The sequence below is a fragment of the Streptomyces cyaneofuscatus genome, from assembly GCF_033109485.1.
Classification (GTDB): domain Bacteria; phylum Actinomycetota; class Actinomycetes; order Streptomycetales; family Streptomycetaceae; genus Streptomyces; species Streptomyces cyaneofuscatus.
This window is the reverse complement of sequence record NZ_CP137002.1, coordinates 2171833-2198155: the sequence shown is the minus strand read 5'-3', so window position 1 is coordinate 2198155 and position 26323 is coordinate 2171833. Positions and strand designations below refer to the sequence as shown.

Annotated in this window: 21 protein-coding genes, 1 pseudogene and 1 riboswitch; of the genes and pseudogenes, 16 read left to right on the top strand and 6 right to left on the bottom strand. The window is 68.7% G+C overall.

Annotation, left to right across the window (positions count from 1 at the left end; genetic code table 11):
* The first annotated feature begins 10 nt into the window (after window positions 1-10).
* From R2B67_RS09120 to R2B67_RS09095, 6 genes and pseudogenes are all read left to right on the top strand, one after another.
* Entirely contained in the window at window positions 11-808 is a 798-nt protein-coding gene (locus R2B67_RS09120; protein ID WP_051104567.1) for a 3-hydroxybutyrate dehydrogenase, read from the top strand.
* A gap of 158 nt (window positions 809-966) precedes the next feature.
* Window positions 967-2376, top strand: a complete 1410-nt coding sequence (locus tag R2B67_RS09115; RefSeq protein ID WP_317817249.1) for an MFS transporter — start codon at window positions 967-969, stop codon at window positions 2374-2376.
* Window positions 2377-2455: 79 nt separating this feature from the next.
* Window positions 2456-4360: a helix-turn-helix domain-containing protein gene (locus tag R2B67_RS09110; RefSeq protein WP_317817248.1), complete on the top strand. Its 1905-nt coding sequence runs from the start codon at window positions 2456-2458 to the stop codon at window positions 4358-4360.
* 170 nt (window positions 4361-4530) lie between these two features.
* A pseudogene (locus tag R2B67_RS09105) lies at window positions 4531-4728 on the top strand (TOBE domain-containing protein); the annotation flags it as partial.
* A 229-nt stretch (window positions 4729-4957) separates the two neighbouring features.
* Entirely contained in the window at window positions 4958-5782 is an 825-nt protein-coding gene (locus R2B67_RS09100; protein WP_317817247.1) for a GVDTG sorting domain-containing protein, read from the top strand.
* Window positions 5783-5861: 79 nt separating this feature from the next.
* Entirely contained in the window at window positions 5862-6554 is a 693-nt protein-coding gene (locus R2B67_RS09095) for a class F sortase (protein WP_317817246.1), read from the top strand.
* Window positions 6555-6570: 16 nt separating this feature from the next.
* Here the strand turns inward: R2B67_RS09095 and R2B67_RS09090 are convergent, their stop codons facing one another.
* Entirely contained in the window at window positions 6571-7446 is an 876-nt protein-coding gene (locus R2B67_RS09090) for a DUF4394 domain-containing protein (RefSeq protein ID WP_317817245.1), read from the bottom strand.
* 186 nt (window positions 7447-7632) lie between these two features.
* On the opposite strand from R2B67_RS09090, the gene R2B67_RS09085 reads away from it, so the two are divergent.
* From R2B67_RS09085 to R2B67_RS09075, 3 genes are all read left to right on the top strand, one after another.
* Window positions 7633-8511, top strand: coding sequence for a glycosyltransferase family 2 protein (locus tag R2B67_RS09085; RefSeq protein ID WP_317817244.1), 879 nt, complete (start codon window positions 7633-7635; stop codon window positions 8509-8511).
* A 181-nt stretch (window positions 8512-8692) separates the two neighbouring features.
* A complete protein-coding gene (locus R2B67_RS09080) occupies window positions 8693-9340 on the top strand; it encodes a hypothetical protein (protein ID WP_317817243.1) in 648 nt (215 codons plus the stop codon).
* Window positions 9341-10387: 1047 nt separating this feature from the next.
* Entirely contained in the window at window positions 10388-10663 is a 276-nt protein-coding gene (locus R2B67_RS09075; protein ID WP_317817242.1) for a hypothetical protein, read from the top strand.
* Window positions 10664-10706: 43 nt separating this feature from the next.
* Here the strand turns inward: R2B67_RS09075 and R2B67_RS09070 are convergent, their stop codons facing one another.
* On the bottom strand, window positions 10707-13034 hold the full coding sequence (locus tag R2B67_RS09070; RefSeq protein ID WP_317817241.1) for a tetratricopeptide repeat protein: 2328 nt from the start codon (window positions 13032-13034) through the stop codon (window positions 10707-10709).
* A gap of 779 nt (window positions 13035-13813) precedes the next feature.
* On the opposite strand from R2B67_RS09070, the gene R2B67_RS09065 reads away from it, so the two are divergent.
* On the top strand, window positions 13814-13984 hold the full coding sequence (locus tag R2B67_RS09065) for a hypothetical protein (RefSeq protein WP_317817240.1): 171 nt from the start codon (window positions 13814-13816) through the stop codon (window positions 13982-13984).
* A 907-nt stretch (window positions 13985-14891) separates the two neighbouring features.
* On the opposite strand, the gene R2B67_RS09060 is transcribed toward R2B67_RS09065, so the two are convergent.
* From R2B67_RS09060 to gcvT, 4 genes are all read right to left on the bottom strand, one after another.
* Window positions 14892-16277, bottom strand: a complete 1386-nt coding sequence (locus R2B67_RS09060) for an L-serine ammonia-lyase (RefSeq protein ID WP_237328061.1) — start codon at window positions 16275-16277, stop codon at window positions 14892-14894.
* Between the two features lie 173 nt (window positions 16278-16450).
* Complete coding sequence (glyA, locus tag R2B67_RS09055) at window positions 16451-17710, bottom strand: serine hydroxymethyltransferase (protein ID WP_018509778.1); 1260 nt, start codon at window positions 17708-17710, stop codon at window positions 16451-16453.
* 26 nt (window positions 17711-17736) lie between these two features.
* Entirely contained in the window at window positions 17737-18114 is a 378-nt protein-coding gene (gene gcvH / locus R2B67_RS09050; protein WP_317817239.1) for a glycine cleavage system protein GcvH, read from the bottom strand.
* Window positions 18115-18234: 120 nt separating this feature from the next.
* Window positions 18235-19350: a glycine cleavage system aminomethyltransferase GcvT gene (gene gcvT, locus R2B67_RS09045; protein WP_317817238.1), complete on the bottom strand. Its 1116-nt coding sequence runs from the start codon at window positions 19348-19350 to the stop codon at window positions 18235-18237.
* A gap of 180 nt (window positions 19351-19530) precedes the next feature.
* Window positions 19531-19628: riboswitch (glycine riboswitch) on the bottom strand.
* A 164-nt stretch (window positions 19629-19792) separates the two neighbouring features.
* Between gcvT and R2B67_RS09040 the strand changes: the two genes are divergently transcribed.
* From R2B67_RS09040 to R2B67_RS09015, 6 genes are all read left to right on the top strand, one after another.
* A complete protein-coding gene (locus R2B67_RS09040; protein WP_317817237.1) occupies window positions 19793-20491 on the top strand; it encodes an AAA family ATPase in 699 nt (232 codons plus the stop codon).
* Window positions 20492-20561: 70 nt separating this feature from the next.
* Entirely contained in the window at window positions 20562-21332 is a 771-nt protein-coding gene (locus R2B67_RS09035; RefSeq protein ID WP_317817236.1) for an enhanced serine sensitivity protein SseB, read from the top strand.
* Window positions 21333-21589: 257 nt separating this feature from the next.
* Window positions 21590-22339, top strand: a complete 750-nt coding sequence (locus tag R2B67_RS09030) for an enhanced serine sensitivity protein SseB C-terminal domain-containing protein (RefSeq protein ID WP_317824808.1) — start codon at window positions 21590-21592, stop codon at window positions 22337-22339.
* Window positions 22340-22594: 255 nt separating this feature from the next.
* A complete protein-coding gene (locus R2B67_RS09025; protein WP_317817235.1) occupies window positions 22595-24265 on the top strand; it encodes an ABC transporter substrate-binding protein in 1671 nt (556 codons plus the stop codon).
* Between the two features lie 85 nt (window positions 24266-24350).
* On the top strand, window positions 24351-25355 hold the full coding sequence (locus R2B67_RS09020; RefSeq protein ID WP_018509771.1) for an ABC transporter permease: 1005 nt from the start codon (window positions 24351-24353) through the stop codon (window positions 25353-25355).
* Between the two features lies 1 nt (window position 25356).
* On the top strand, window positions 25357-26319 hold the full coding sequence (locus R2B67_RS09015; protein WP_018509770.1) for an ABC transporter permease: 963 nt from the start codon (window positions 25357-25359) through the stop codon (window positions 26317-26319).
* Window positions 26320-26323: the final 4 nt, after the last annotated feature.

Here is a 26323-nt window from a genome sequence, read left to right as displayed (position 1 = left end):
GTTTCCGGCCATGACGAGCCAATTTCACGCAGCGTCCGGTCCTCCCGCGCAGGGCCCCGGAGCCGTGGACCTCAGCGGGCGCACCGCCCTGGTCACCGGTGGCGGCAGCGGCATCGGACGGGCCACCGCCGAGGCGCTCGCCGCGGCCGGGGCCCTCGTGCACGTCGCCGACCGCGACGCCGACGCCGCCAAGGCCGTCGCCGCCGCGACCGGCGGGGTGGCCCATGTCGTGGACCTCGCCGACGCGGAGGCGGTCGGGGCGCTGCCGAGGGCCGTGGACATCCTGGTCAACAACGCCGGGCTCCAGCACGTGGCGCCGATCGAGGACTTCCCGGCCGACCGGTTCGAGCTGATCCAGAAGGTGATGCTGACCGCCCCGTTCCTCCTGATGCGGCACTGCCTCCCGCACATGTACGCCGGGGGCTGGGGCCGGCTGGTCAACGTGTCCAGCATGCACGGCCTGCGGGCCAGCCCCTTCAAGTCCGCGTACGTCGCCGCCAAGCACGGCCTGGAGGGGCTGAGCAAGGTGGCCGCCCTGGAGGGCGCCCCGCACGGGGTGACGAGCAACTGCGTCAACCCCGGCTACGTACGGACCCCCCTGGTGGAGGGCCAGATCGCGGCCCAGGCCGCCGCGCACGGCATCCCGTCGGACGAGGTCGTCGCCGATGTCCTGCTGGACCGGTCCGCCATCAAGCGGCTGATCGAACCCGAGGAGGTCGCCGCCGTCTGCGTCTGGCTCTGCTCCCCCCACACCTCGTACATCACCGGCGCCTCCCTCCCCGTGGACGGAGGCTGGGGCGCCCGCTGACCCCACACCGGTCTTCGGCCCCCACCGAAGCCGGTCCAACGACAAGCACGACAAGCCCCCCCGGGCACCCACCGAGGCCGGGCGCACCACCTGCTCCACCCCGCCCCACCCGCACCCCCGTCCCTGCCCCACCTGCCAACGAAACGCGGTGACTCACCATGGGTTCCCCAACCTCCGCCCAGCCCTCCACGCCGGCCCCGCCCGGCACCAGCCGCATCGGCCGGATCGTCGCGGCCAGCCTCGTCGGCACCACCATCGAGTGGTACGACTTCTTCCTCTACGGCTCGGCCGCCGCGCTCGTCTTCAACACGCTGTTCTTCCCCAGCAGCGACCCGCTCGTCGGCACGCTCCTCGCTTTCCTGACGTACGCGGTCGGCTTCGCCGCCCGGCCGCTCGGCGGGGTCGTCTTCGGCCACTACGGCGACAAGATCGGCCGCAAGAAGCTCCTGGTCATCAGCCTGCTCATGATGGGCGGCGCCACCTTCGCCATGGGCCTGCTGCCCACCCACGCCAGCATCGGCGTCTGGGCCCCGATCCTGCTCACCGTCCTGCGCCTGGTCCAGGGCTTCGCGCTCGGCGGCGAGTGGGGCGGCGCCGTACTCCTCGTCTCCGAACACGGCGGCGACCAGCGGCGCGGCTTCTGGGCCTCCTGGCCGCAGGCCGGAGCCCCCGGCGGCAACCTGCTCGCCACCGGTGTCCTGGCGCTGCTCGCCGCGATCCAGTCCGACGAGGCGTTCCTCGCCTGGGGCTGGCGCATCCCGTTCCTGTTCTCCGGCGTCCTCGTGATGCTCGGCCTGTGGATCCGGATCTCCGTCGAGGAGTCTCCGGTCTTCCTGGAGGCGCAGAAGAAGGCACAGGAGGAGGCGGCGGCGGGCGTCAAGGAACAGCCGCCGGTCGTCGAGGTGTTCCGCAGGAGCTGGCGCGAGGTGCTCCTGGCCATCGGGACCCGCTTCGGCGAGAACATCTCGTACTACATCCTCACCGCGTTCCTCCTGGTCTACGTGACCGTGCACCTGGAGATGTCCAAGAGCGACGCGCTGAACGCCGTACTGATCGGCTCGGCGGTCCACTTCGTCACCATCCCGCTGTGGGGCGCCCTCTCCGACCGGCTGGGCCGCCGCCCGGTCACCCTCATCGGCGCGCTCGGCATGGCGGTCTGGGCCTTCGGCTTCTTCGCTCTCCTCGACACCAAGTCGTTCCCGGTGATCGTCCTCTCGGTCACCGTCGGCCTGCTGCTGCACGGGGCGATGTACGGGCCGCAGGCGGCCTTCATCTCCGAGATGTTCGACACGAAGGTCCGCTACTCCGGCGCCTCGATGGGCTCCCAGCTCGCCTCGATCATCGGTGGCGCGCTCGCCCCGCTGATCGCGGTCGAGCTGCTCAAGGACTACCGCTCGTCCGTCCCGATCTCGCTCTACCTCTGCTTCGCCGCCCTGGTCACCGCGGTGACGGTGTGGATCGCGAAGGAGACCCGGGGCCGCGACCTGGCCAAGGACGGCCTGGCGGACTCGGTCCCGGCCGCGCCGCCCGCCACCACCCGCAAGGACTCGGTCAGTCTCGGCGGCTGACCATCCGACCCCCCTCTCCCGCGCGCCCCGCTCCCCGGAGCGCGCGGGAGAGACCATTCCCCCGGGAGGCGATCACCGTATGCTCACCGGCGTGACGCCCCCCGCCCCCCAGCACTCCGCGACGGCCCTGCGCCACCTTCTCGACCTGCTGGCCCAGGGCGCGGCGACCGAGGAGTTCGACCGGCCCGCCGCCACCGCAAGGGAGGCGGGCGTCCCCGCCGCGGAGCTGGCCCAGATCGCGGAGGCCACCACCGTGGCGCTGCGCATCCGGCGCACCCTCAGCCAGCACCGGGTCCGCGAGGCCCAGCTCACCGCCCTCTTCGACACGGCCAGCGACCTCGCGGCCCTGCGCGACCTGGACGCCGTCCTGCGGGCCATCGTCCACCGGGCGAAACTGCTGCTCGGCACCGACGTCACCTACCTCTCGCTCAACGACGACGCGGCGGGTGACACCTATATGCGGGTCACCGACGGCTCGGTGGCCGAGGCGTTCCAGCGGGTCCGGCTCGGCATGGGCGAGGGGCTCGGCGGGCTCGTCGCCCAGACGGCCCGCCCGTACGCGACCGGCGACTACGCGGCCGACACCCGGTTCCACCACACCACCACCATCGACAGGGCCGTCCTGGACGAGGGGCTGCGCGCGATCCTCGGCGTACCGCTGCGCCTGGGCAGCCGCATCATCGGCGTCCTGTACGCCGCCGACCGCGCACCCCGCGAGTTCACCGCCGGGGAGGTCGCGCTGCTCTCCTCGCTCGCCGACCACGCGGCCATCGCCATCGACGGGGCCCGGCTGCTGGAGGAGACCCGGGCCGCGCTCGTCGACCTCAACGCCGCCTCCGAGACCATCCGGACGCACAGCGAGGCGATGCGCCGCGCCGAGGAGGCCCACGACCAGCTCACCGATCTTGTTCTGCGCGGCGGCGGGGCCGACGACGTGGCCGCCGCCCTCGCCGACATCCTGGACGGCGGCATCCTCATCCATGACGCGGACGGCGCCGAACTCGCCCGCGCCCGCACCGCACCACAGCCCCCGCCCACCCCGGCCGTCGCCGCCTCCCGGGCCCGGGGCCGGGCCGCCCCGCTCAACGGCACCTGGGTCTGCGCGGTCCTCGCCGGACCCGAACTCCTCGGCTCCATCGCGTTGACCGGCCGGGCGGGCCTCGCGGACGCCGACCGCCTGCTCTTCGAACGGGCCAGCGTGGTGACAGCCCTGCTCATGCTGCTGCGCCGCTCGGTCGCCGAGACGGAGGACCGGGTACGGGGTGAACTGCTCGGCGACCTGCTCTCCCGCACCGGCGACCCGGGCACCCTGACGGCCAGGGCGCGCCGCCTCGGCGTCGACCTGGGCCACCTGCACAGCGTGTTCGTGGCCCACAGCGACGCGGCCCCCCGCCACCGCCTGCTGGCCGCCGCCGCGCGGAGCGCCCAGACCCGCAACGGCCTGGCCGGCCTCCACCACGACCACGTCGTCCTGGTCGCCCCCTCCGACACCCCGGGCCCCGACGCCCAGGCACTCGCCGCCGAACTGGGCCAGGCGGCCGGCTGCCCCGTCACCGTCGGCGCGGCGGGCCCCGCCACCGGCCCGGCCGAACTCCCCGACACCCACAGCGAGGCGGACCGCTGCCTCTCCGCCCTGCGCACACTCGGCCACACGGGCAGCGGCGGCGCCACGGCGGACCTGGGGTTCATCGGCGTACTCCTGGGCGACCAGGCCGACCTCGGCGGGTACGTCACCAGGACGCTCGGCCCCGTGCTCGACTACGACGAGGCCCGCTCCACCGACCTGGTCACCACCCTGGACGCGTACTTCGCCCAGGGAGCGAGCCTCACCCGCACCAAGACCCTGCTCCACGTCCACGTGAACACGGTGGTGCAGCGCCTTGAGCGCATCGGCCGCCTCCTCGGCCCGGACTGGAACGAGCCGCCGCGCGCGCTGGAGATCCAACTGGCGCTGCGCCTGCACCGGCTGACGCGGGGGCGGTGAGGGAGAAGGCGGCCGGCTCTGCTTCTGCGATGCCGTATCGGTGATCGCCCTGGCAGACGCGATGCGGTCACAACGGGGTGTTTCGTGACGTATTAGCCTCGGGGCGACCCGTCGCGACCGCAGCCGGTCCGTCCGCAACGAACACCGACGAACATCTGTGAGGCACATCCATGGCTCTGAGCATCCGCAACCAGCTGTCCGGCAGCGTCACCTCCGTCACCCCGGGCGAGGCCATGGCCACCGTCCAGGTCCGCCTAGCGGGCGGCCAGGACATCACGGCCGCGATCACCCTGGAGGCGGTGAAGGATCTCGGGCTCGGGGAAGGCAGCGAGGTGGGCATCCTGGTGAAGTCGACTGAGGTGTCACTCACCGCGCTGGTCAAGTCCACGGAGGTCTCGCTGGCCGTCGGCTGAGCCCGCCCGGCCCACCTTGCCGTCCCCCCCCAGGGCGGGGGCGGCGGCCCTCCCGGGACGCACGGCCGACGAACTTTGTCGTGCCCCGACCAATCAATCCCGTGACCGGCTCCGAATAGATCACATCAGCGACCGAATGAAGTTCCGGCTCCGCGCCGGGACTTCCGGAAGGGGATGTGTCTTCGTGATAGCCAGCCGTACAACTCGCCTCGCCGCCCTGCTCGTCCTGCCCGCCGCGCTCACCCTCGGGGTGGCCGCGCCGGCCCTGGCTCATGAGGGGCATCCCGCCGGCACCACGAAGGCGGTCGACGGCGACACGTACCAGATCGATCTGGAGCAGCTGAACGACTCCGGCGCCACCGGGGCCGCCCTGGTCAGCCTGGAGGGCAACAAGCTGACCGTGAAGATCGACGCGCAAGGGCTGGTCCCCGGCCAGCCGCACGCCCAGCACATCCACGGCTCCACCGACGGCCACGACTTCCGCTGCCCGGACAAGAGTGCGGACAAGGACGGTGACGGCATCGTCTCCACCGCCGAGGGCCTGCCGCAGTACGGGGACATCAACATCTCCCTGACCACCAAGGGCGACACGTCCAAGGACAGCGGCCTCGCGGTGGACCGGATGCCCGTCGCGGACAAGGACGGCAAGCTGACGTACTCCCGCACGATCACCGTCTCCCAGGACGTGGCGGACCACATCAAGGACCTGCACGTCGTGCAGCACGGCATCGACCGGAACGGCGACGGCAAGTACGACTTCGGCGCGGGCAAGAGCGAACTCGACCCGAAGCTGCCCCAGGAGGCCACCGCCCCCGCCAACTGCGGCATGGTCAAGGGCGCCGCGGTCGGCTCCGTCCCGGCGGGCGGTGTCGAGACCGGTGGCGGGACCACCGAGGGCGTGGAGTCACCGGGCATGCTCGCCGCCGGAGGCGCGGCCGTCCTCGCGGCCGGCGGACTGTTCGCCGTACGCCGCCGGACGCGGACCGCGGACGCCCGTACCGACGGCTGACCACCGGCGACGCCCCCGATCGACGACCTGCCACGTCCGAGCACAGGGAACAGGGAACGGGAACAGGAAAGGTGAAGCGATGGACAGGGCACCCGACGAGGAGCCGCCCCGCAGGTCGTCGTCCTGGCGGCGTCGGGTCCCTCTCGCAGCCATCGCCGCGCTGCTCCTGACGGGCGGGCTGCTGCTGGCGCTGGGAACCGCCCGGCAGCAACCCGCCCCACCGCCCGTGGCCGGCCAGGGCGCCCCGCCCACCGCCCCACGGACACCGGCACACTCCTCAACACCCCCCACCGAGCAGCGGACCATGCCGCTCCCGCCCTCCCGCCCCGTCAGCATCACGATCCCGTCCCTCAAGGTCACGTCGGACCTCGAACAGCTCGGGCTGGGCAAGAACCGCGCGATGGAGACGCCGAAGGACCCGGCGAAGGCCGGCTGGTACCGCCCCGGGACCACCCCCGGCGCGATCGGCCCTTCCGTGATCGCCGGACATGTCACCTGGGACGGAGTACCGGCCGTCTTCTTCGAGCTCACCGAACTCGCTCCCGGTGACCGCGTCGACGTCCGGCGTGCGGACGGCACGACGGCGGTGTTCACCGTCGACCGGACCGCCACGTACCCCAAGGACGACTTCCCCACGGTCGAGGTCTACCGCAACCTCGACCATGCCGGACTACGCCTGATCACCTGCGGCGGCGCCTTCTCCAAGAAGGACAGCCGCTACGCGGACAACGTGGTCGTCTACGCGAGCCTGACCGGCCACCGGGGCCGCTGACCCGGCGGGCTGTTGCTCAGCGCTGCTGGTCGAGGGGAAGGGCGAGGTCGGTCACCTGCCGGCGCTGCGGGAACGCACCGAGGTCGCGGGCGGCCCCGGTGAGCACGTCGACCGCGTACAGGCGGGCGGCACCGGCGGTGTTCAGGGCGGCGAAGCCCTGGTTGGTGCCGTACTTGGGCGAGAAGTAGATGTCGAAGCCGGCGTCCGGGCCCGCGTTCACGCCGAGGTTCCCGGTCGGGGCGAGGGTGCCGGCGTTGGCGGGTGACTGGAGGGAGACGCGGTCGGCGAGGGTGTCGATGTCGAACAGGGTCGTCGCGGTGGCGGCGTCGAGGTCGTTGTTGGTGTACGCGGCTCCGGTCACGCCCATGGCGGTGGAGGGCGGGGTGGTGGGGTTGGTGAGGGTGCCGTCGGCGGTGGTGCCCAGGGGGGCGGTGCCGTCGTCGATGTTGTGCCGGAGGTTCTGCCCGGTGTTGCTGATGACGCGGAGCCGGTTGGCGGCGGGGTTGAAGTCGACGCCGAACTGCCGACCGGAGAGGGCGACGGTGAGCTGGGAGACCTTACGGGCCCGGGCGTCGGAGGTGCCCAGGGTGTAGACCCCACCCTGGTCGCCGACGCCGTAGAGCTTCCCGTTCTGCACGCGGAAGTCGATCCCCACGACCTTGGTGTCCCCGCGCAGCCCGGACACCTTCCCGATGGCCGAGGCCCCGGCGGGCCGGTCGACGGCGAACGCGACCAGCCGCTGATCGGCCGTCAGCCCGATGGCGGTCAGCGCCTTGTGCCCTCGGTGGTCCGTACGGGGTCCGGCGTGGCCGTCGGCGGACGCCAGGGCCGGCACGGAGAGGGCCGCGATCACGGCGACGGAGACGGCGGCGACGGTTCTGCGAGTACGCATGATGCTCCAGGAGAAGTGCGGTGTACCGCCCGGAATGCCGAACGGTTTCACGGCTGCTTCGGAGCCCGGGTGCGCGCGGATGGGTCGGCACCTGGAAGGTCACCTCATTGGAGTCACGCATCAGGAAATGGGGGCGCCGAACACTAGGGTTGAGCTCCTCGTGAACAGTCCCAGAAGGGCACCTTTGTGAGCACCGGCGCCTCCCGCCCCACGGTCGGCGCGGTCGTCCTGACCATGAACGACCGGCCCCAGGAGTTCCCCCGGGCCATGGCCTCGCTCCTTGCGCAGGAGGGCGTCGACCTTGATGTCGTCGTGGTCGGCAACGGCTGCGCGCCCGAGCAGGTCCCCATGGGTGTCCGTACGGTCACGCTGCCCGAGAACGTCGGCATCCCCGAGGGCCGCAACGTGGGGGCCGACCGTGTCGAGGGCGACCACCTCTTCTTCTTCGACAACGACGCTCACCTGCCCGACGCCGACACCCTCGCCCGGCTCGTCGCCGCACTCCGCCGCGACCCCCAACTTGCCTACGTACAACCGCGCATCAGCGACCCCGTGACCGGCGTGACCCTCCGCCGCTGGGTACCCCGCCTGCGGGCCTCGGACCCCGCCCGCCCCGGCACGGTCACCGTCATGGCCGAGGGCGTCGTCATGGTCCGCCGCGACGCCTACGACCGCGCCGGCGGCTGGCCCGGACACTTCTTCCTCTTCCACGAAGGCGTCGAACTCGCCTGGCGGTTGTGGGACCTGGGGTGCACCGGCCGGTACGTGCCCGACATCGTCGTCCACCACCCCGCCACGAACCCGGCCCGGCACGACACCTTCTACCGGCTCAACGCCCGTAACCGCGTCTGGGTCGCCCGCCGCAACCTGCCCCGGCTCCTCGTCCCCGTCAACTTCGCCATCTGGTGCCTGATCACGCTCTGGCGCATCCGCGACCGCCAGGCCCTCCGCGTCACGCTCGCAGGATTCCGCGAGGGACTTTCCGGTGGACAGGGCCCGAGGCGACCCATGTCCTGGCGAACGGTGTTCCGGCTCACGAGGGCGGGGCGACCGCCAGTCTTCTGACTCAGCCATTTCGGACGGCACGTGGGTGCAGCGGGCGAGTGAGAAGCCGCTGCTGGACAACGGCAGGCCCGGCCCCGACAGCCGTGTCGACCGAGCGGGGCACCTGCTCTCCGGCCAACAGTGAAGTCGAATCCCCCATCGTGATGGCCTTGTTCGGCTAGCGTTGGGCCGGGAGGCGGAGATGACGGGGATCGAAGCATCAATGGGTGCCCGCGTAGGCGCTCAAATAGTGCATGGAATTGTGAGGAAAGCAGCGGAGTCCCCCCATTGGCCGCATACGCAGGCTGCCTTCCTGGAGCTTCACGAGCTTCTGAGGGAGTGGGAAGAAGCCGCTGTCGCCACCTACGTGGTGGCTTTCGACAGGGCGAGTATTGCGCCGGAGCAAGTCGAGCAGATGTCCCGGTGCATAAATGTGCAATCCGGGCCGTTCGGGCGAAGCTTTCTGAAACGGCATAAGGCGGAAATCGACCGTATCCTGAATCCGGACCCCCGATTATTGCACCGCATCGGCAAGCGCAGGCGAAGTGCGGCCAGGCGCAGAACTATGCGAAATCTTATGCGCCTCTACGTGCCGGAGTACCTGGATCTGCTCGACGCTGCCCTGGAATCGAGATCCTCGTGGGTCGAGGAAAATGGCAGGAACATTCTGAGTCAGGTTCGGCGTGGCGAAATCTCTGGTGATCTTCTCCTGGCAGGCGAAGCTCTGACGACCGCAGAACAAATCCGCGCTGCTCGTGTACAACTTGGGGCCCTCATCGTCCGTCTTTATCCGCTGGGAGGAGGGGCACACTGTGGCAACACTGGTCGTGGGCTATCAGTTGGGCAATGACACGAGCAGTCGACAAGTGACGGTCCTGGTGACCGAGTCCGGAGTCCTGCACCGCGCCCATGGCGCGTACGGGAGGCTGCCGAGGCTGTCCAAGCCGGAGCCGTCACCTGCGCTGTACAGCCGTAGCCTCTTCAAAGGCGAGCACCCGCTGGCCCGCCCCATCGCCGGCCTCCGCGAGGTCCACACCGGTTACACGAAGAAGGGCTACTCCCGGGCTCTTGTCCCACCGTCCGTCGTGCGCCTCGACGTGGAGGAGCGCCCGCCCTTCCCCGCGGAGCCCCACCGGGAATTGATCCAGGCATTCACCGGGGCGGCTCCCAATACACCTCAACCACTCGACACCGCGATCGGCGCCTTCCGTACCGCCCTCGGCCTGCCCACCCGGTCCGCGAACGTCTCATGGGTTCCCCGTGCGCAGCCGCTCCCACCGCGCCTGGAAGCGATGCTCCGTACTCTCGCGCACGGCTCTCCCATCAACTCTCCGCAACGACTGCCGGTTGGCTGGACTGTCACGAAGAAGGAAGTTCGGCTACGTGTCGGCAGGATGGGAGAGGTTCTGGACCGACAGTCGGTAGTCGAACTTCAGACGGCTCTGAGCGCGTGGCTACGTTTTACGGAGAAGCCACCGGAGCAGGCAGTTGGTGAACCTCGACAAGCGAGTGAGTCCTGAACACAGGCTTGGCCGGCGCCGATCTGCCGGACGTAGTCGCTCGGTGCTGAAGGAGCGGCGGCATCGCAGAGACTTTCACGTGGCCCAGGGTTTTCCGGGGGCTTTCTGTCGTGCAAGCGGCGAAAGCCCTGACAGGCGCTGGAATACAGAAAGGCGCTGCTCAGGGACCTGCCCCCTCAGCACTCGATGATGTTCACCGCGAGCCCGCCCCGGGCCGTCTCCTTGTACTTGACGCTCATGTCCCAGGACAAGCAGGTGCGGTCTCGCCTCCGAGTCCTCAAGTGCGCGTCCACAAGCGTGATGTGAACCCGCGAAGACTGGCTGCGCAAGCTCCTCGCGCGGTCAAGCCCAGGTCCGCACGAAAGGCAACCGAGCACGTGCGCAACATTGAGCTGATCTCTATGGCGGAGCTGCGGGAGATCCGGCGGATCTTAGTCTTCGAGAAGCACGAATTCGAGAAATACCTGCCGCAGATCTACGTGGAGGCGACCGGTGAGAAATTCCCCGGACTGTCGCCCGACGAGCCGCTCGTCCTGGGGGCCGAGGAGATCGGCCGGCTCAAGGAGGCATGCGAGGACGATCTGAGGCGAGCTCTCGCGCTACTGCCATGTCGGCCACTCCCTCCACTGCGGCAGCATCCGCCTACGTGGTGATAGATAGTGCCGATTTTTGGCAAAAATTCGGCCCGCGGTTCCCCTATGCAAGCGTCGGGGTTCCGTCGGGATCCAGACCTTGCGGCCACAAGACCGTCAGCTTTTCAGTAAATGTTCCATCGTCCACGCCCAAGTCCGCAATAAGTCGGTAAATTCTAGTTGACATTTCTGAATCTCTCACTTTGTCCGCTTTTTCCGTCAGGGGTTGTAGAGCTTTTATCTTTCCCTGCTGTGCGGCCTCTAGAGCCAGGCTCTCCGCTCCCAGGAGATCCCCGTCTTCTACTCGCATCAGGGCCAGCTTCTCCACAGCGCTGAAATCGCCTTTCGTGGCAGCCCTTCTCGCGAGATCCTCAGCTCCTTTCGGATTGCCGTTGCGCTCTTCCATGACACTCCAGAAGGAGGGAGCATCACTAACATTGCAATCTACTGCTCTCTGGTATATGGATTTTGCTGCACTTAAATAACTGGCTGTCTCCCGCCGTAGAGCAAGAAGAAGCAGCGATTTGGCGTCGCCGCCTTCTGCTGCACGGAGGGCCAGAATCTCAGCCTCCTCCGGATCGCCTTCCTTGTCTGCGATGATGGACAAGACCGAAAGAGCTGCCACACTCCCTCTATTTGCTGCTTGCGTAAATATCTCTTTCGCGCCTTTTTGGCCCTCGACTTCGAATCTCCTCAATGCCAAGGTCTGCATAGCCTCAAAATCCCCAAGAAGTGCAGCTTCGTGAAGAATTTTCTCGGACATTTCAAATTTTCCGGAATCTGCGGCCGCTCGGGCTACATATCGCAGACAGGTCGTATCCCCGATTTCAGCGACTTCGCGGGCCATGGATAGCATCTCTCCTATAGGGAAGGCCACGGCAGAGGAACGGGTGAAAGCGTCCAAGGCGCTTGTGTTCCCGAGCCGGGCCGCTTTTATCGCGATTCTTTTCGCGCCTTCAATGTCACCCGCCCCAACGCGGATCACGGCCAAAGAGTGCATGGCGTCTGTATTTCCAGTATCAGCCGCGCGCTCGGCAAGTGCCTCCGCGTCATCGCCAGATCCGGCCTTCTCTACTATCGAGGCAAGTGGGCACAAGGCTTTCAAGTTGCCGGAGTCGACTGCCTGCCTGTAGAGTCTCTGTGCCATTTCCCAGTCTCCCGCCTTATCTCGCGCGTCGGCAAGAGAGAGCACAGCATCGGTACTCCCGTGCCGAGCGGCTTTCTGGGCGAAGGCTTCTGCACCTTGAGAGTCTCCAGCCGCTTCCAACCTCATGGCCAGCATTCCTAGAACCTCGGTGTCACCGTGTTCAGCGGCTATGAGATAGAGTTCGTCCGCGCCTATCCTTACGTTGGCCAGATTCTCGACGCCTTCCTTTGTCGGCGTCGACCCCGCTTCATTGCCTTGGATAAATGCGATACTCTGCGTCCTCGACTCTGCACTCCTCATGCCGCCAAGCATTCTCGTAGCCTCGGTGCTTCCAACGCCGAGAGCTCGATGCGCAAACTCTTCCGCACCCGTGAAGTCCCTGGCCAGCTCTCGCTCTTTGGTCAGATCGCACAGAGCCTCGGCGCTGCCCAGTTCCGCTGCGCGAAGGCGCAGTGCATCGGCCCATTGCAGCCGGAATCGCCGTCGTGCCGCAAGTGAGAGAGTGTTTATATCTTGCGCAATTGTGAGGTGTGCGCGCCCCGCCTCCCAAAAGGAGCTGGGTGGACAGTGGACTTGGCGCTTCGCGCGTCCGTACTGTTCGAGAAAATCCGCCAACCGGTAAAATACAACTGATTCGGAAGACTCCACGCCGCCTGAATAGAAGGTGCCTGGGCGTCGTTCTTGTCTGGGTACAGTGCGACGTAGCGGCGCGTGTTTGCCGTGCACCGGTTGGGACAACTCGTCGTAGGCGCGCTCCGCCCAGTCGTCGGAGAGGTGACTGTATTCGATTTCGCTGAGGTAACCAAGGGCGGCGTCTGTAAGTAGTTGCTGTGGCAGGTGGAGGCTGACGCCGAGGCGGCGTGAGTCCATTGCGGCATCCAGCAACGCGCGGGCGGCAGGGCTCGCATTGACGTAACGATTCAACAGTTCGGGGGCGCCAGCCAGGTCCTGTGCTACGCGCGCGTCCGAACCGACTCGCGTCAGGGCGTCTGCCATAAGCTCGTCACCCCCCTCGGCGAGGGCGCGTGCGGCAATAAGGTCCTGCGCGTCGAAGGAATCGGGGACGCTCAGCGTGCGTCCAGAAATTAACTCCCGCGTGCGACTGTGCTTATCGAGATCTCCAGGTGTGGGAGGGGCTGTGTAGCTTCTGGCGTACTCAGGCCAAAGGGTGGCCAGAACGACAACTGGACCGCGCTCGATGTCGGTCAGAACACCGTGGATAGCCGCCGCGATCTGCTCTCCCAAGACCGGATCGCCAAGATAGTGCTGCGCTTCGTTGAGCCACACAACCGTGCGCGGACCGACTCTGTAGAGATCTCTGAGAGCAGCCTGAGCACGCGTTGGATCGAAAGGATGCCATAGCCGCCACCCCTGGCCCCTTAGCTCCTGCACCGCCTCCCAGCACGCCCGTGTTTTCCCTGTCGATGAAGACCCCACAAGCACCACGATCTGGCTGTTTCCGTGCATAGCGTCTTGCATTGCCGCAGCAAGCACCCGGTCGTGCTCGCGAGCTACATAGGCTGGCATTGGCAGTGTGCCACCAGAGCCGAGGCTCGGAACACTCTCCCTTATGCGAGATCCGGCAGGGTGAACCTCAAGGTCATGTGGGTCGTATTCGGCAATCGGGCGACCCGGTCCGGGCTCGGTGGTGTGCGGGTTCTCCAGAGCTGCGCGTTGCAAAGCAAGCAACTCCTGCGCGGGCAGCCTCAACGCCCCGGCCAGCGCCGCCACCGTTTCTCGCGACGGGACAGGCTTGCTGTCCGATAGAGCCTCCGAGACGGTGGTTCGCCCCAATTTGGCAATTTTTGCGAGCTGTGTCTGATTCAGTCTGGCCCGGGCCAGACCGTTGGCCAATTGTTCACGCAGTTTCTCAGCCGGGTCCAAGCCCCCGCCCTTCGCTTCCGCTTGCTCTCCAGAACTCAAGGTGTCCGCCTGTGTTCATCTTCCCCGCGGCGCACCCCGGCGCACACCATTTCCGGGACCTTCAGTCACACCAACCAGTCGTCGACTTAGGGAAGACTTCTATGCTGCCCATCGTGGTTCTTCTTCTGGCCATCGCTGTCGTCCTTGTCATTGCGCTGCTGGCCGGAGCCACGTACCCCACAGCCTTCTCGCGCGCCGGCACGACAGTCGCTGCTGTCATCACACTCACCGTTGCTGTGGTCACGGTCGTGATCTCACTGGTCAGGAGCTGAGAGTTGTCCGCAGTTGAGCGCCCCGGAGGCTTTCGCCACCCCCGCGCCGCTATGAGCTCGTAACGCGATCAGGATGCGGTCTCCTTGAGTCGTCGCCAGCAGATCAGGCTGCAAGGCCAACGATACGAAGGCATCGTGGAGTTCGAGGCGTCGTTCCCGGCGGACGGCGAGGCGTCTGAACTTGGCGCAGGGCGAAGGTCTGCTCGACGACGTAGCCGAGCTTGCTCAGGCCCTGGATGTTCGGGGCGCTCTTGCGGGAGATCACCGGCATGATCCGGCGCTGCCACAGCTCATGGCGTACGGCGTTGAAGTCTTACGCCTTGTCGCCCAGGACGGACTCCGGGGCGCCTTCGTGGTCGGCCGGGCCGTCCGGCGACTGGCGTTTTGTCGTCGACCCGGGTGATGCCGGTGACGTTGGCGGCGGTCGTGATGACGCACAGCGGGGTGCCTCATTCATCCGGTCAATCGGCGGAAGACGGGCAGAAAGCACCATCTGATGAGCGAAACCGGATTCGGTCCTGGTGACCGCTGGGGCCAGGGCGGGAGCAGCAGTTCGATCCGCGCCCAGAAGACGTCGTCCACGATCCAAGGCCGAGTTGTCACACAACACGAACGGCCGAATCATCACATCGGTCATGCCCGGCCAGGACGCCTCACCAAGGTCCTGTTACGAGCTCGTAGGTCTCGCGACTCGGCTGTACCCGATGCACTCATACCCTCGGCGGCGAGAGCGCTGGCTCGGTCCTGAAGTCGGCCGTACTCAACCGCAAGCAGTGAAGCCGCTGGGGACATGCCAGGGACTTTCACGTCTGTCCCAGGGAGACTCCAGGGACTCTCCGTCGCGTAAGCGGGAAAGGCCCGCACAGCACCGAAAGACAAGAACGCGCTGGCCAGGGCCCTGCCCCTCTCAGCACTCGATGATGTTCACCGCGAGCCCGCCCCGGGCCGTCTCCTTGTACTTGACGGACATGTCGGCGCCCGTCTCCTTCATGGTCTTGATGACCTTGTCCAGGGAGACCTTGTGGCTGCCGTCCCCGCGCAGCGCCATCTTCGCCGCCGTCACCGCCTTCACCGCCGCCATGCCGTTGCGCTCGATGCACGGGATCTGGACGAGACCGCCGACCGGGTCGCAGGTCAGGCCCAGGTTGTGCTCCATGCCGATCTCGGCGGCGTTCTCCACCTGCTCGGGGGAGCCGCCCAGGACCTCGGCCAGGGCGCCGGCCGCCATCGAGCAGGCCGAGCCGACCTCGCCCTGGCAGCCGACCTCGGCGCCGGAGATGGAGGCGTTCTCCTTGAAGAGCAGGCCGATCGCGCCGGCGGCCAGGAGGAAGCGGACGACGCTGTCCTCCTTCTCCGCCTCGGTGCAGCCGTGGGCCGCGAAGTTCATGTAGTAGTGCAGGACGGCCGGGATGATGCCCGCCGCGCCGTTCGTGGGGGCGGTGACCACGCGGCCGCCCGCCGCGTTCTCCTCGTTGACCGCCATCGCGTAGAGGGTGATCCACTCCATCGCGTGGGCCTGCGGGTCGCCCTCGGCGCGCAGCTGGCGGGCTGAGTTCGCGGCGCGCCGGCGGACCTTGAGGCCGCCGGGGAGGATGCCCTCGCGGGACATGCCGCGCGAGACGCAGGCCTGCATGACCCGCCAGATGTCCAGCAGCCCGGAGCGGATCTCGGCCTCGGTGCGCCACGCCAGCTCGTTCTCCAGCATCATCTGCGAGATGGAGAGGCCGGTCTCGCGGGCCAGGCGCAGCAGCTCGTCGCCGGTGCGGAACGGGTGCCGCAGGGCCGTGTCGTCGGGGACGATCGGGTTCTCGCCCGCCACCGCGTCCTCGTCCACGACGAAGCCGCCGCCGACCGAGTAGTACGTCTTCTCCAGGACCGGGGCGCCCTCGGTGTCGTACGCGAAGATCGTCATCCCGTTCGCGTGGTACGGGAGCGCCTTGCGGCGGTGCAGGATCAGGTCGTCGTCGAAGGCGAACGCGATCTCGTGCATGCCGAGCAGGTTGATCCGGCCGGTGGAGCGGATCTCCTCGACGCGGGTGTCGGCGGACTCGACGTCGACCGTCTGCGGGGACTCGCCCTCCAGGCCGAGCAGGACCGCCTTCGGGGTGCCGTGGCCGTGGCCGGTCGCGCCGAGGGAGCCGTACAGCTCGGCCCGTATCGAGGTCGTGTGCGCGAGCAGGCCCTCGTTCTTCAGGCGGCGCGCGAACATCCGGGCGGCCCGCATCGGGCCCACCGTGTGGGAGCTGGACGGGCCGATGCCGACCGAGAAGAGGTCGAAGACCGAGATGGCCACGGGAGGACTCCTTGGGGGGTTGGAAGACGCCGTTGTCTGCCTGGGCGGTGCGGGGACAAGCGGGGGCAAGCGGGAGAAAACAAACGGGAGAGGGGCAAGGAACGGGGCACCGCGCTCACTCTCCTCAGTGTGCGCGGTGCCCCGTCCGGATGCGCGGAACCGCAGGCCAGGTGCTACTTCAGGCCGGGGTACAGCGGGAACTTCTCGGCCAGCGCCACCACGCGGGCCTTGAGGTCGTCCGCGTCGTACGACGGCTTGAGGGCGGCGGCGATGATCTCCGCGACCTCGGTGAAGTCCTCGGTGCCGAAGCCGCGGGTGGCCAGCGCCGGGGTGCCGATCCGCAGGCCCGAGGTGACCATCGGGGGGCGCGGGTCGTTCGGGATGGCGTTCCGGTTGACCGTGATGCCCAGCTCGTGGAGCCGGTCCTCGGCCTGCTGGCCGTCCAGCTCGGAGTTGCGCAGGTCGACCAGGACCAGGTGCACGTCGGTGCCGCCGGAGAGGACGGAGACGCCCACCTCGGTGACGTCCGGCTGCACGAGGCGCTCGGCGAGGATGCGCGCGCCGTCCAGGGTGCGCTGCTGGCGCTCCTTGAACTCCTCGCCCGCCGCGATCTTGAACGAGACCGCCTTGGCCGCGATCACGTGCTCCAGCGGGCCGCCCTGCTGGCCCGGGAAGACCGCCGAGTTGATCTTCTTGGCGAGCTCCTGGGTGGAGAGGATCACGCCGCCGCGCGGACCGCCGAGGGTCTTGTGCGTGGTGGTGGTGACGACGTGGGCGTGCTCCACCGGGTTGGGGTGCAGACCGGCCGCGACCAGACCCGCGAAGTGGGCCATGTCGACCATCAGGTACGCGCCGACCTCGTCCGCGATGCGGCGGAAGGCGGCGAAGTCCAGCTGGCGCGGGTAGGCGGACCAGCCGGCCACGATCAGCTTCGGCTGGGACTCCTTGGCGAGGCGCTCGACCTCCTCCATGTCCACGACACCGGTCTCGTCGACGTGGTACGGGACCACGTTGTAGAGCTTGCCGGAGAAGTTGATCTTCATGCCGTGGGTCAGGTGACCGCCGTGGGCCAGGTTCAGGCCCATGATCGTGTCGCCCGGCTTCAGCAGCGCGAACATCGCGGCGGCGTTCGCCTGCGCACCGGAGTGCGGCTGGACGTTCGCGGCCTCGGCGCCGAACAGGGCCTTGATCCGGTCGATCGCGATCTGCTCGACCACGTCGACGTGCTCACAGCCGCCGTAGTAGCGGCGGCCGGGGTAGCCCTCGGCGTACTTGTTGGTGAGGACGGAGCCCTGGGCCTCCATGACCGCGACCGGAGCGAAGTTCTCCGAGGCGATCATTTCGAGGGTGGACTGCTGACGGTGGAGCTCGGCGTCGACGGCGGCGGCGACGTCCGGGTCCAGGTCGTGGAGGGAGGAGTTCAGAAGCGACATCAGGGGGTCCCTTAAGGTCTCAGGTCTCAGTTGCCGGAGAACGCGGTGTACTCGTCGGCGGAGAGCAGGTCGGCCGGCTCCTCCGTGACGCGCACCTTGAACAGCCAGCCGCCCTCGAAGGGAGCGGAGTTCACCAGCGAGGGGTCGTCCACGACGTCCTGGTTGGCCGCCGTCACCTCACCGGTCACCGGCGAGTACAGATCGCTGACGGACTTGGTCGACTCCAGCTCACCGCAGGTCTCGCCCGCGGTCACCGTGTCACCGACCTCCGGAAGCTGGGCGTAGACGACGTCACCGAGCGCGTTGGCCGCGTACTCCGTGATGCCGATCGTGGCCACGCCGTCCTCGATGGCCGACAGCCACTCGTGCTCCTTGCTGTACCGCAGCTGCTGGGGGTTGCTCATGACCTGAATTCTCCTGTACGCGGGGGAGTGCTGATGAACGGTGGTCTTACGGTGTGAGACGGAGGTACGTCACTTCCGTGACGCCCGAGTGGAGCGAGAGGCCCGGGTTCTTCCGGGATATCACTTCTGGCGCTTGTAGAACGGCAGCGCGACGACCTCGTACGGCTCGTGCGTGCCCCGGATGTCCACGCCCACGCCCTCGGTGCCCGGCGCGGCGAAGGCCGCGTCCACGTACGCCATGGCGATCGGCTTGCCCAGGGTGGGGGAGGGGGCGCCGGAGGTGACCTCGCCGATCACCTTGCCGTCCGCGACGACCGGGAAGCCCGCGCGGGGGACCCGGCGGCCCTCGGCGATCAAGCCGACCAGCTTGCGCGGCGGGGCGGTCTCGGCGCGCTCGGCGGCGGCCTGGAGCGCCTCGCGGCCCACGAAGTCGCCCTCCTTCTCGAACTTCACGACCCGGCCCAGGCCCGCGTCGAACGGGGTCAGGGCCGTCGTCAGCTCGTGCCCGTACAGCGGCATGCCCGCCTCCAGGCGCAGCGTGTCCCGGCAGGAGAGGCCGCAGGGGATCAGCCCGTGCGCCTGACCGGCCTCCGTCAGGGCCCGCCACAGGGCCTCCGCGTGCTCGGGCGCGACGAAGAGTTCAAAGCCGTCCTCGCCGGTGTAGCCGGTACGGGCGATGAGCGCCGGGACCCCGGCGACCGTGCCCGGCAGGCCCGCGTAGTACTTCAGCCCGTCCAGGTCGGCGTCGGTGACGGCCTTCATGATGGCGGGGGACTCGGGGCCCTGGACCGCGAGCAGCGCGTACGCGTCCCGGTCGTCACGCACCTCGGCGTCGAAGCCGCCGACCCGCTCGGTCAGCGCGTCCAGCACGATCTGGGCGTTGCCCGCGTTGGCGACGACCATGTACTCCGTCTCGGCCAGGCGGTAGACGATCAGGTCGTCCACGATCCCGCCGTCCTCCTGGACGATCATCGTGTAGCGGGCCCGGCCGTTGCCGACGGTGGCGATGTTGCCCACCAGCGCGTAGCTCAGGAAGGCCGCGGCCTCGGGTCCGGTGACGGTGATCTCGCCCATGTGCGACAGGTCGAAGAGCCCGGCCCTGGTCCGTACGGCGTTGTGCTCGTCGCGCTCACTGGCGTACCGCAGGGGCATGTCCCAGCCCGCGAAGTCGGTCATGGTGGCGCCGAGCGAGCGGTGCAGCGCGTCGAGGGCGGTGAGACGGGGGGCAGTGCTCATGGATACGGCTCCAGGGCATGACGACGTCAGGACGGAAAATCCTCCCCATCTGTCATCGGAACCTGAGAGGTTCGCCGATAGCCCCTGACGGGGTATGCCCCTGGAGAGGGGCGCCCCTGGTCACAGGGCTCGGCTTGCACCTTGGGTGGAGCCGCAGGGCGGCTCGCTTTTCAGATCTGCCTCATCCACGCGGTACGGGGCCTGAGAGATTCAAGGGAGGATCTTGCTCCTTCGGCGCCCGGCTCACACTGTGGCCGGAACTCTCCCGCGCGGATTCGAACGGCCGGTATGCAGTTGGCGGGGTCATCATCGCACGCCTTGCGGCAGAGTGGGGAGGCCGGTCGGCAACGCTTGCGCGAACAGCGAGGACGGTTGTGGAGCCTTGCCATTTCTTTACACTTCAGGGGCAGGCTCGGGTGGCCCGACAGCAGGGGGATGGGCGATGGCGTTGCAGCGGTCGGTACCGACCGCGGGGACCGCGCACGGCGCGATGCCCGCACAGCCCGGCGCACCCGGCCGCGAGCTGCTGGAACCCCGTGCGCCGGTGGTACGCGATCTGCGCGGGCGCACCGGCCACGGCCCGTACAGCCTCGACTTCACCCCCGGTGACATCGTGGTCGTCTCCGGGCTGCCCGGCGGGGGCAAGTCCACCCTGATCCGGCAGGCCGTGAGTGGCCCCGCCATCGACTCCCAGGACACCCGCGACCGCTGGGCCGCCGCCCTGCCCCCGTTACTGCCGTACGCCCTCTACCGCCCCCTGGTCCGCGCCGCTCATTACCTCGGGCTCTGGGCCGTCCTGCGCTCCGGCGCGTCCGTGGTCGTCCACGACTGCGGTACGCAGACCTGGGTACGCCGCTGGCTCGCCCTGCACGCCGTGCGCCGGGGCCGCACCCTGCACCTGCTCCTGCTCGACGTGGACCCCGCGACGGCCCGCCAGGGGCAGCGGGAACGCGGCCGGGGCGTCTCCGGGTACGCCTTCGCCCGCCACCGGCACGCGGTGGCCCGGCTGATCCGCGACACCGAGCAGGGCACGCTGCCCCCCGGCTGCGCCTCGGCGGTGCTGCTGGACCGGGAGGCCGCGAGCGCGCTCAGCCGGATCTCGTTCGGCGACGGGGAGCCCCCGGCCGCCCGCGCCGGTTAGGGTTCTGGCCGAGCGGCGACAGCCCAGCGGCGACAGCCCGGCGACGACAGCTGAGAGAGGCACAGAGGCAGTGGACATTCCGGCACCGGTCCAGGCGCACCCCCAGCACGCGTGGCCCGCCAACGAGCTCGAAGAGGTGCTGACCGCCTCCCTCGGCGTCGCCGACGCGGGCGGCCGCCTGGTCGAGGTGCTCGGCCGCAGCTCGGTCTGGGTCCCGCTGCCGGCCGGCGGCTCGCCCGCCAGCGCCGACCTCGACCTGCCGATGATGGACATCGACGGCGCCGCGTACGTCCCCGTCTTCAGCTCCGAGGGCCAGTTCCTCAGTTGCGTCGGCAGCCACATGTCCTTCGCCGTGGCCCCCGCCCGCGACTTCGCCCGGGGCCTGCCCCCGCAGGTCGGCATCGCGGTGAACCCGGGCGGCGCGGTCGGCATCCCGCTGCCGCCGCCGGCCGTCGCCGAGCTCTGCCGGGCCGGCCGCACCGCCCTGGACGGGCCCGCCAGCGGCGGCCGGGTGAAGCTGTACGAACCGGACTGGCAGCACGACCCGGTCGACTTCCTCGCCGCCGTCTCCGCCGAGTTCGAGGCCACCGGCGTGGTCTCCACCGCCCGCCGGGCGCTCGCCAGCATCGAGGGCGGCGACCCCGTCCTCTTCGTCGGCGTCGAGTTCGCCACCTGGGACGGCGCGGGCCAGAGCGCCCCCATGGACGCCCTGGGACGGGCGCTCGGCCGGATCGAGGTGCCCTGGCCGGTGAACCTGGTCCTGCTGGACGTGGCCCAGGACCTGGTGGGCGACTGGATGCGGGAGAAAGTGCGCCCGTTCTACCGGCGCGAGGGCCACTGAACGTACGGCGCGAAAGCCACGGAACGTACGGCGCGAGGGCCACTGAACGTACGGCGCGAAAGCCACGGAACGTACGGCTGACCGCACGGCTGCCGGGGCGCCGCCCGACCGTGGCGTCAAGTCGGTGTCAGAAGTGGCGCATAAGCTGGTTTGATGGCGAGGCCGCTCCCGTGTGCCCGGGAGCGTCGACGGAACGATGAGGGGCGGGACCCAGGGTGAGTGCGTCAGGCACTGCGGCGGCCGGTCAGGTCGAGCACATGCTGCGCCAGGTCAGCCCCGGGCGTTACGACGCCTACGAGGCGCTGCTCGCGGCCCTCGCCGACGGCCAGGTCTGGATGCTGCTCTGGCACGGCACGGCCGGCTCACCGGACGCGCAGTACGGCTCCATGGAGGTCGAAGGCCTCGGGTACGCCCCGTGCGTCACCTCCGCCCAGGAGCTCTCCGCCAGCGGCTGGAGCCGGGCCCACGAGCTGGTCTCCGGCCGGGACATCGCCCGCACCCTCTTCCCCGACCGCTGGGGCATCTGGCTCAACCCGCACGCCCCCGGCGGCGGCGTCGGCATCCCCTGGCTTGACCTGCGCCGGATCTCCACCGGCCTGGACCGGCTGCCCGCTGGCCCGCTCCGGCTGACCGAACCCGCCGTGGAGCTCCCGCAGTTCTACGCCCAGCTCACCCAGAACGCCCACCGCACGCCGGCCGTCCGCTCGTTGCGCCGCGCCTGGGTGCACCCCGCGGTCGGCGTCCCGTACCTTGCGATCGGGCTCGACCTGTACGACACCGGGCGGGCCTCCGTCGACGCGGTGCGCACGATGATGCGGCAGTCGATCGGCGCGGTCCCCGACGGGCTGCCCGTCTCCACCGTCGCCATGTCCGACGAGTACGACCCGGTCGCGATGTGGCTGCGCGCCAACGCCCGCCCGTTCTACGCCCGCGAGGCGCACGCCCCCGCCGGGCCCCCGCCGGCCGCCGCCCCCGGTTACGGATATCCGCCCCAGCAGCACCGCTGATCCGCCCCGGCAGCCCGGCTGAGCTGCGGGTCCGTCCGGCTCCGCCCATCCGCGCGCCGGAACCGTCCTCGCCGAACACCCCCAGATGTCCGGCTTGTTAACCGGGCCCGGAGGGATGTCCCGGAACTGGACGGTTTGTTAACTGTCCGGGTCTCGACTAGGTATCACCGCTATCCGGACTGTTCTCTTGCGATGTACCCCGTCTGTAGTGTGCGGCCATCAAACCTCACCACATGGCGAACCAGGGGTGGACCCATGCGCATATTCAAGTCCCGGGCTGTCCGGGCGATCACGACAGCGGTCGCTGTCGGTCTGATCGCCACGGGCTGTTCCAGCGAGCGGGACGAGGGCGGCTCCAAGGGGGGCGACAAGGACACCTTCGTCTTCGCCGGATCCGGTGACCCCGGCTCCCTCGACCCGGCCCTCGCGAGCGACGGCGAGACGTTCCGCGTCACCCGTCAGGCCTTCGAGGCGCTGCTGGAGCACGAGCCCGGCGGCAGCAAGCTGGTCGGCGGCCTCGCCGAGAAGTGGGAGAGCGACGCGGCCGGCAAGGTCTGGACGTTCAACCTGCGCCAGGGCGTGAAGTTCCACGACGGCGAGGCGTTCAACGCCGCCGCGGTCTGCGCGAACTACGACCACTGGTTCAACTGGAAGGGTACGTACCAGTCCAGCGCGGTCTCCTACTACTGGCAGACCATCATGGGCGGGTTCGCGAAGAACGAGGACGCCGAGGCGCCCAAGGCGAACTACAAGTCCTGCACCGCCAAGGACGAGAACACGGCCGTCATCGAGGTGAACGAGCCCTCGGCGAACCTGCCGGGCGGATTCTCCCTCCAGGCGCTCGCGATCCACTCGCCGAAGGCGCTCAAGGAGTACGAGAAGCAGGACGCGTCCGCCAAGGGCGACGCGATCACGTACCCCAAGTACAGCCAGGAGGCCGGCACGGTCGCCGGCACCGGCCCGTACAAGATCGTGAAGTGGAACAAGGGGAACAAGGAAGTCTCCCTGGAGCGCTTCGACGACTACTGGGGCGACAAGGCCAAGGTGAAGAACCTGGTCTTCCGCACCATCTCCACCGAGGAGACCCGCCGCCAGGCGCTCCAGGCGGGTGACATCGACGGCTACGACCTGGTCGCCCCCGCCGATGTGACGACGCTGGAGAAGCAGGGCTTCGAGGTCCCGACCCGTGACGTCTTCAACATCTTCTACGTGGGCATGAGCCAGTCGGCCAACCCGGCGCTGAAGAAGCCCGAGGTCCGTCAGGCGATCACGCACGCCATCGACCGCGAGAACCTCGTCAACACCCAGCTGCCCGAGGGCGGCAAGGCGGCGACCCAGTTCATGCCCGACACGGTCGCCGGCTTCTCCGACAAGGTGAAGACCTACCCCTTCGACACCGCCAAGGCGAAGGACCTCCTCAAGCAGGCCGGCGAGGAGAAGCTCTCCATCGACTTCTGCTACCCGACCGAGGTCACCCGCCCGTACATGCCTGCCCCGCAGGACATGTTCGAGCTGATGAAGGCCGACCTGGAGAAGGCCGGCATCACCGTCAAGCCGAAGGCCATGAAGTGGGCCCCGGACTACCTGGACGCCACCGAGGCCGGCTCGTGCGCCCTGCACCTGCTCGGCTGGACCGGTGACTTCAACGACGGCTACAACTTCATCGGCACCTGGTTCGCCGGGCCCGACAAGCAGTGGGGCTTCAAGGACAAGAAGGTCTTCGACGCCGTGAACGCGGCCTCCAAGGTCACCGACCCGGCCGCCCGCACCGAGGCGTACAAGAAGGCCAACGAGGCCATCATGGAGTACGTCCCGGGCGTGCCGATCTCCTCGTCCCCGCCGGCGATCGCGTTCGCCAAGAACGTCAACCCGCCGAAGGTCTCCCCGCTGACGCAGGAGAACTTCGCCGAGGTCTCCTTCAAGTAATCGCACACCAGCGGGTCCGCCCGGCCACAGCAGTCAGGTGGCCGGGCGGACCCGCATCGACGCACGTGAGAAAGGGGCATGCGGGGTGCTGCGACTCGTCGTAAGAAGACTTCTCCAGCTCATTCCCACCCTGCTCGGCCTGTCGGTCCTGCTGTTCCTCTGGCTGAACCGACTGCCCGGCGGACCCGCCTCAGCGATCCTGGGCGAGCGGGCCACCGAAGCCGAAGTGGCGAGAATCAACCGTGCACTCGGGCTCGACGAGCCGGTGCACGTCCAGTACTGGCGCTTCCTGAAGCGCATCTTCGAGCTCGACCTCGGAACCTCCACCCAGACCGGGCAGCCGGTGTGGGACGAATTCGCCCTGCGCTTCCCGGCCACCGTGGAACTCAGCGTCGCCGCCATCCTGATCGCCGTGGTCGTGGGCATCCCGATGGGCTACCTCGCGGCCAAGCACCGCGGCGGCTGGCTGGACGTCGCGTCCGTCTCCGGATCGCTGCTCGGCATCTGCATCCCGGTCTTCTTCCTGGCCATGCTGCTGCGCGGGATCTTCTCCGTCCAGCTGGGCTGGTTCCCCAGCCAGGGCAGGCTCACCACCGGGCTCAACGCCACCGACGTCACCGGGTTCTCCGTCCTGGACGGGTTGCTGACCGGCGAGTTCGACGCGAGCTGGGACGCGATCATGCACCTGATCCTGCCCGCTCTCGCGCTGGCCTCGATCCCGCTCGCCGTCATCGTGCGGATGACCCGCGCCAGCGTCCTGGAGGTGCTCGGCGAGGACTACATCCGTACCGCCGAGTCCAAGGGCCTGGACAAGCGCGTCGTCCGCGGCCGCCACGTGCTGCGCAACGCGCTGCTGCCGGTGATCACCGCGGTCGGCCTGCTGACCGGCAGCCTGCTCTCCGGTGCGGTGCTCACCGAGTCCGTCTTCGACTTCGGCGGCATCGGCTCGTTCATCCGTACCGCGATCGACGGTCGTGACTACCCGGTCCTCGTCGGGTTCATTCTCTTCATCGCGATGGTGTACGTGCTCATCAACCTCCTGGTCGACCTCGCGTACAGCATCATCGACCCGAGAGTGCGGGTGCACTGACGTGACGCTTCTGACCAACAAAGCAGACAAGATCGACCGTCTCGCCGAGCTGACCCAGAGCTCCGAGTCCGTCGCCGGCACCAGCCTGTGGCGCGAGGCGTTCCGCCGGATGCGCTCCAGCAAGATGGCGATCATCGGCGCGGCGATCATCGCCGCGTTCATCGTCGTCGCCATCGTCGGCCCGATGCTCGCGCCGCACGGCCCCACCGCGCAGAACTGGCGCAGCGAGGTCTTCCCCAACCAGGGCAAGTTCGTCGGCATGCGCGGCGAGAACTGGTTCGGCCTGGACCACCTGGGCCGCGACATGTTCTCCCGCTGGCTCGTCGGGGCCCGGCAGACCCTCCTCGTCGGTGTGGTCTCCATGCTCATCGGCCTGATCATCGGTGCGGCCGTCGGCATTCTCTCGGGCGCCGCCGCCACCCTCGGCGGGAAGATCGGCCAGCGCATCGACACCGTGGTCATGCGGTTCACCGACATCATGCTGTCGCTGCCGTCCCTGTTGCTGGCGGTCTCCATCGCCGCGGTGCTCGGACAGTCGCTGACCACGGTGATGATCGCCGTCGGTGTCGTCCAGATCCCCATCTTCGCCCGCCTGCTGCGGGGTTCGATGCTGGTCCAGGGCGGCGCGGACTACGTGCTCGCCGCGAAGGCGGTCGGCATCCGGCGCAAGCGGATCGTGCTGACCCAGATCCTGCCGAACTCGCTGAGCCCGGTGATCGTCCAGGCGACGCTGAGCCTCGCCACCGCGATCATCGAGGCGGCGGCCCTGTCCTACCTGGGGCTCGGCAACCCCGATCCGGCCGTTCCCGAGTGGGGCGTGATGCTCTCGCAGGCACAGCGCTTCTTCGACAACGAGCCGATGATGGCCGCCTACCCGGCCATCGGGATCATCATCACGGCGCTCGGCTTCACCCTGCTCGGCGAGTCCATGCGCGAAGCCCTCGACCCGAAGCTGCGAGGCTGACGTC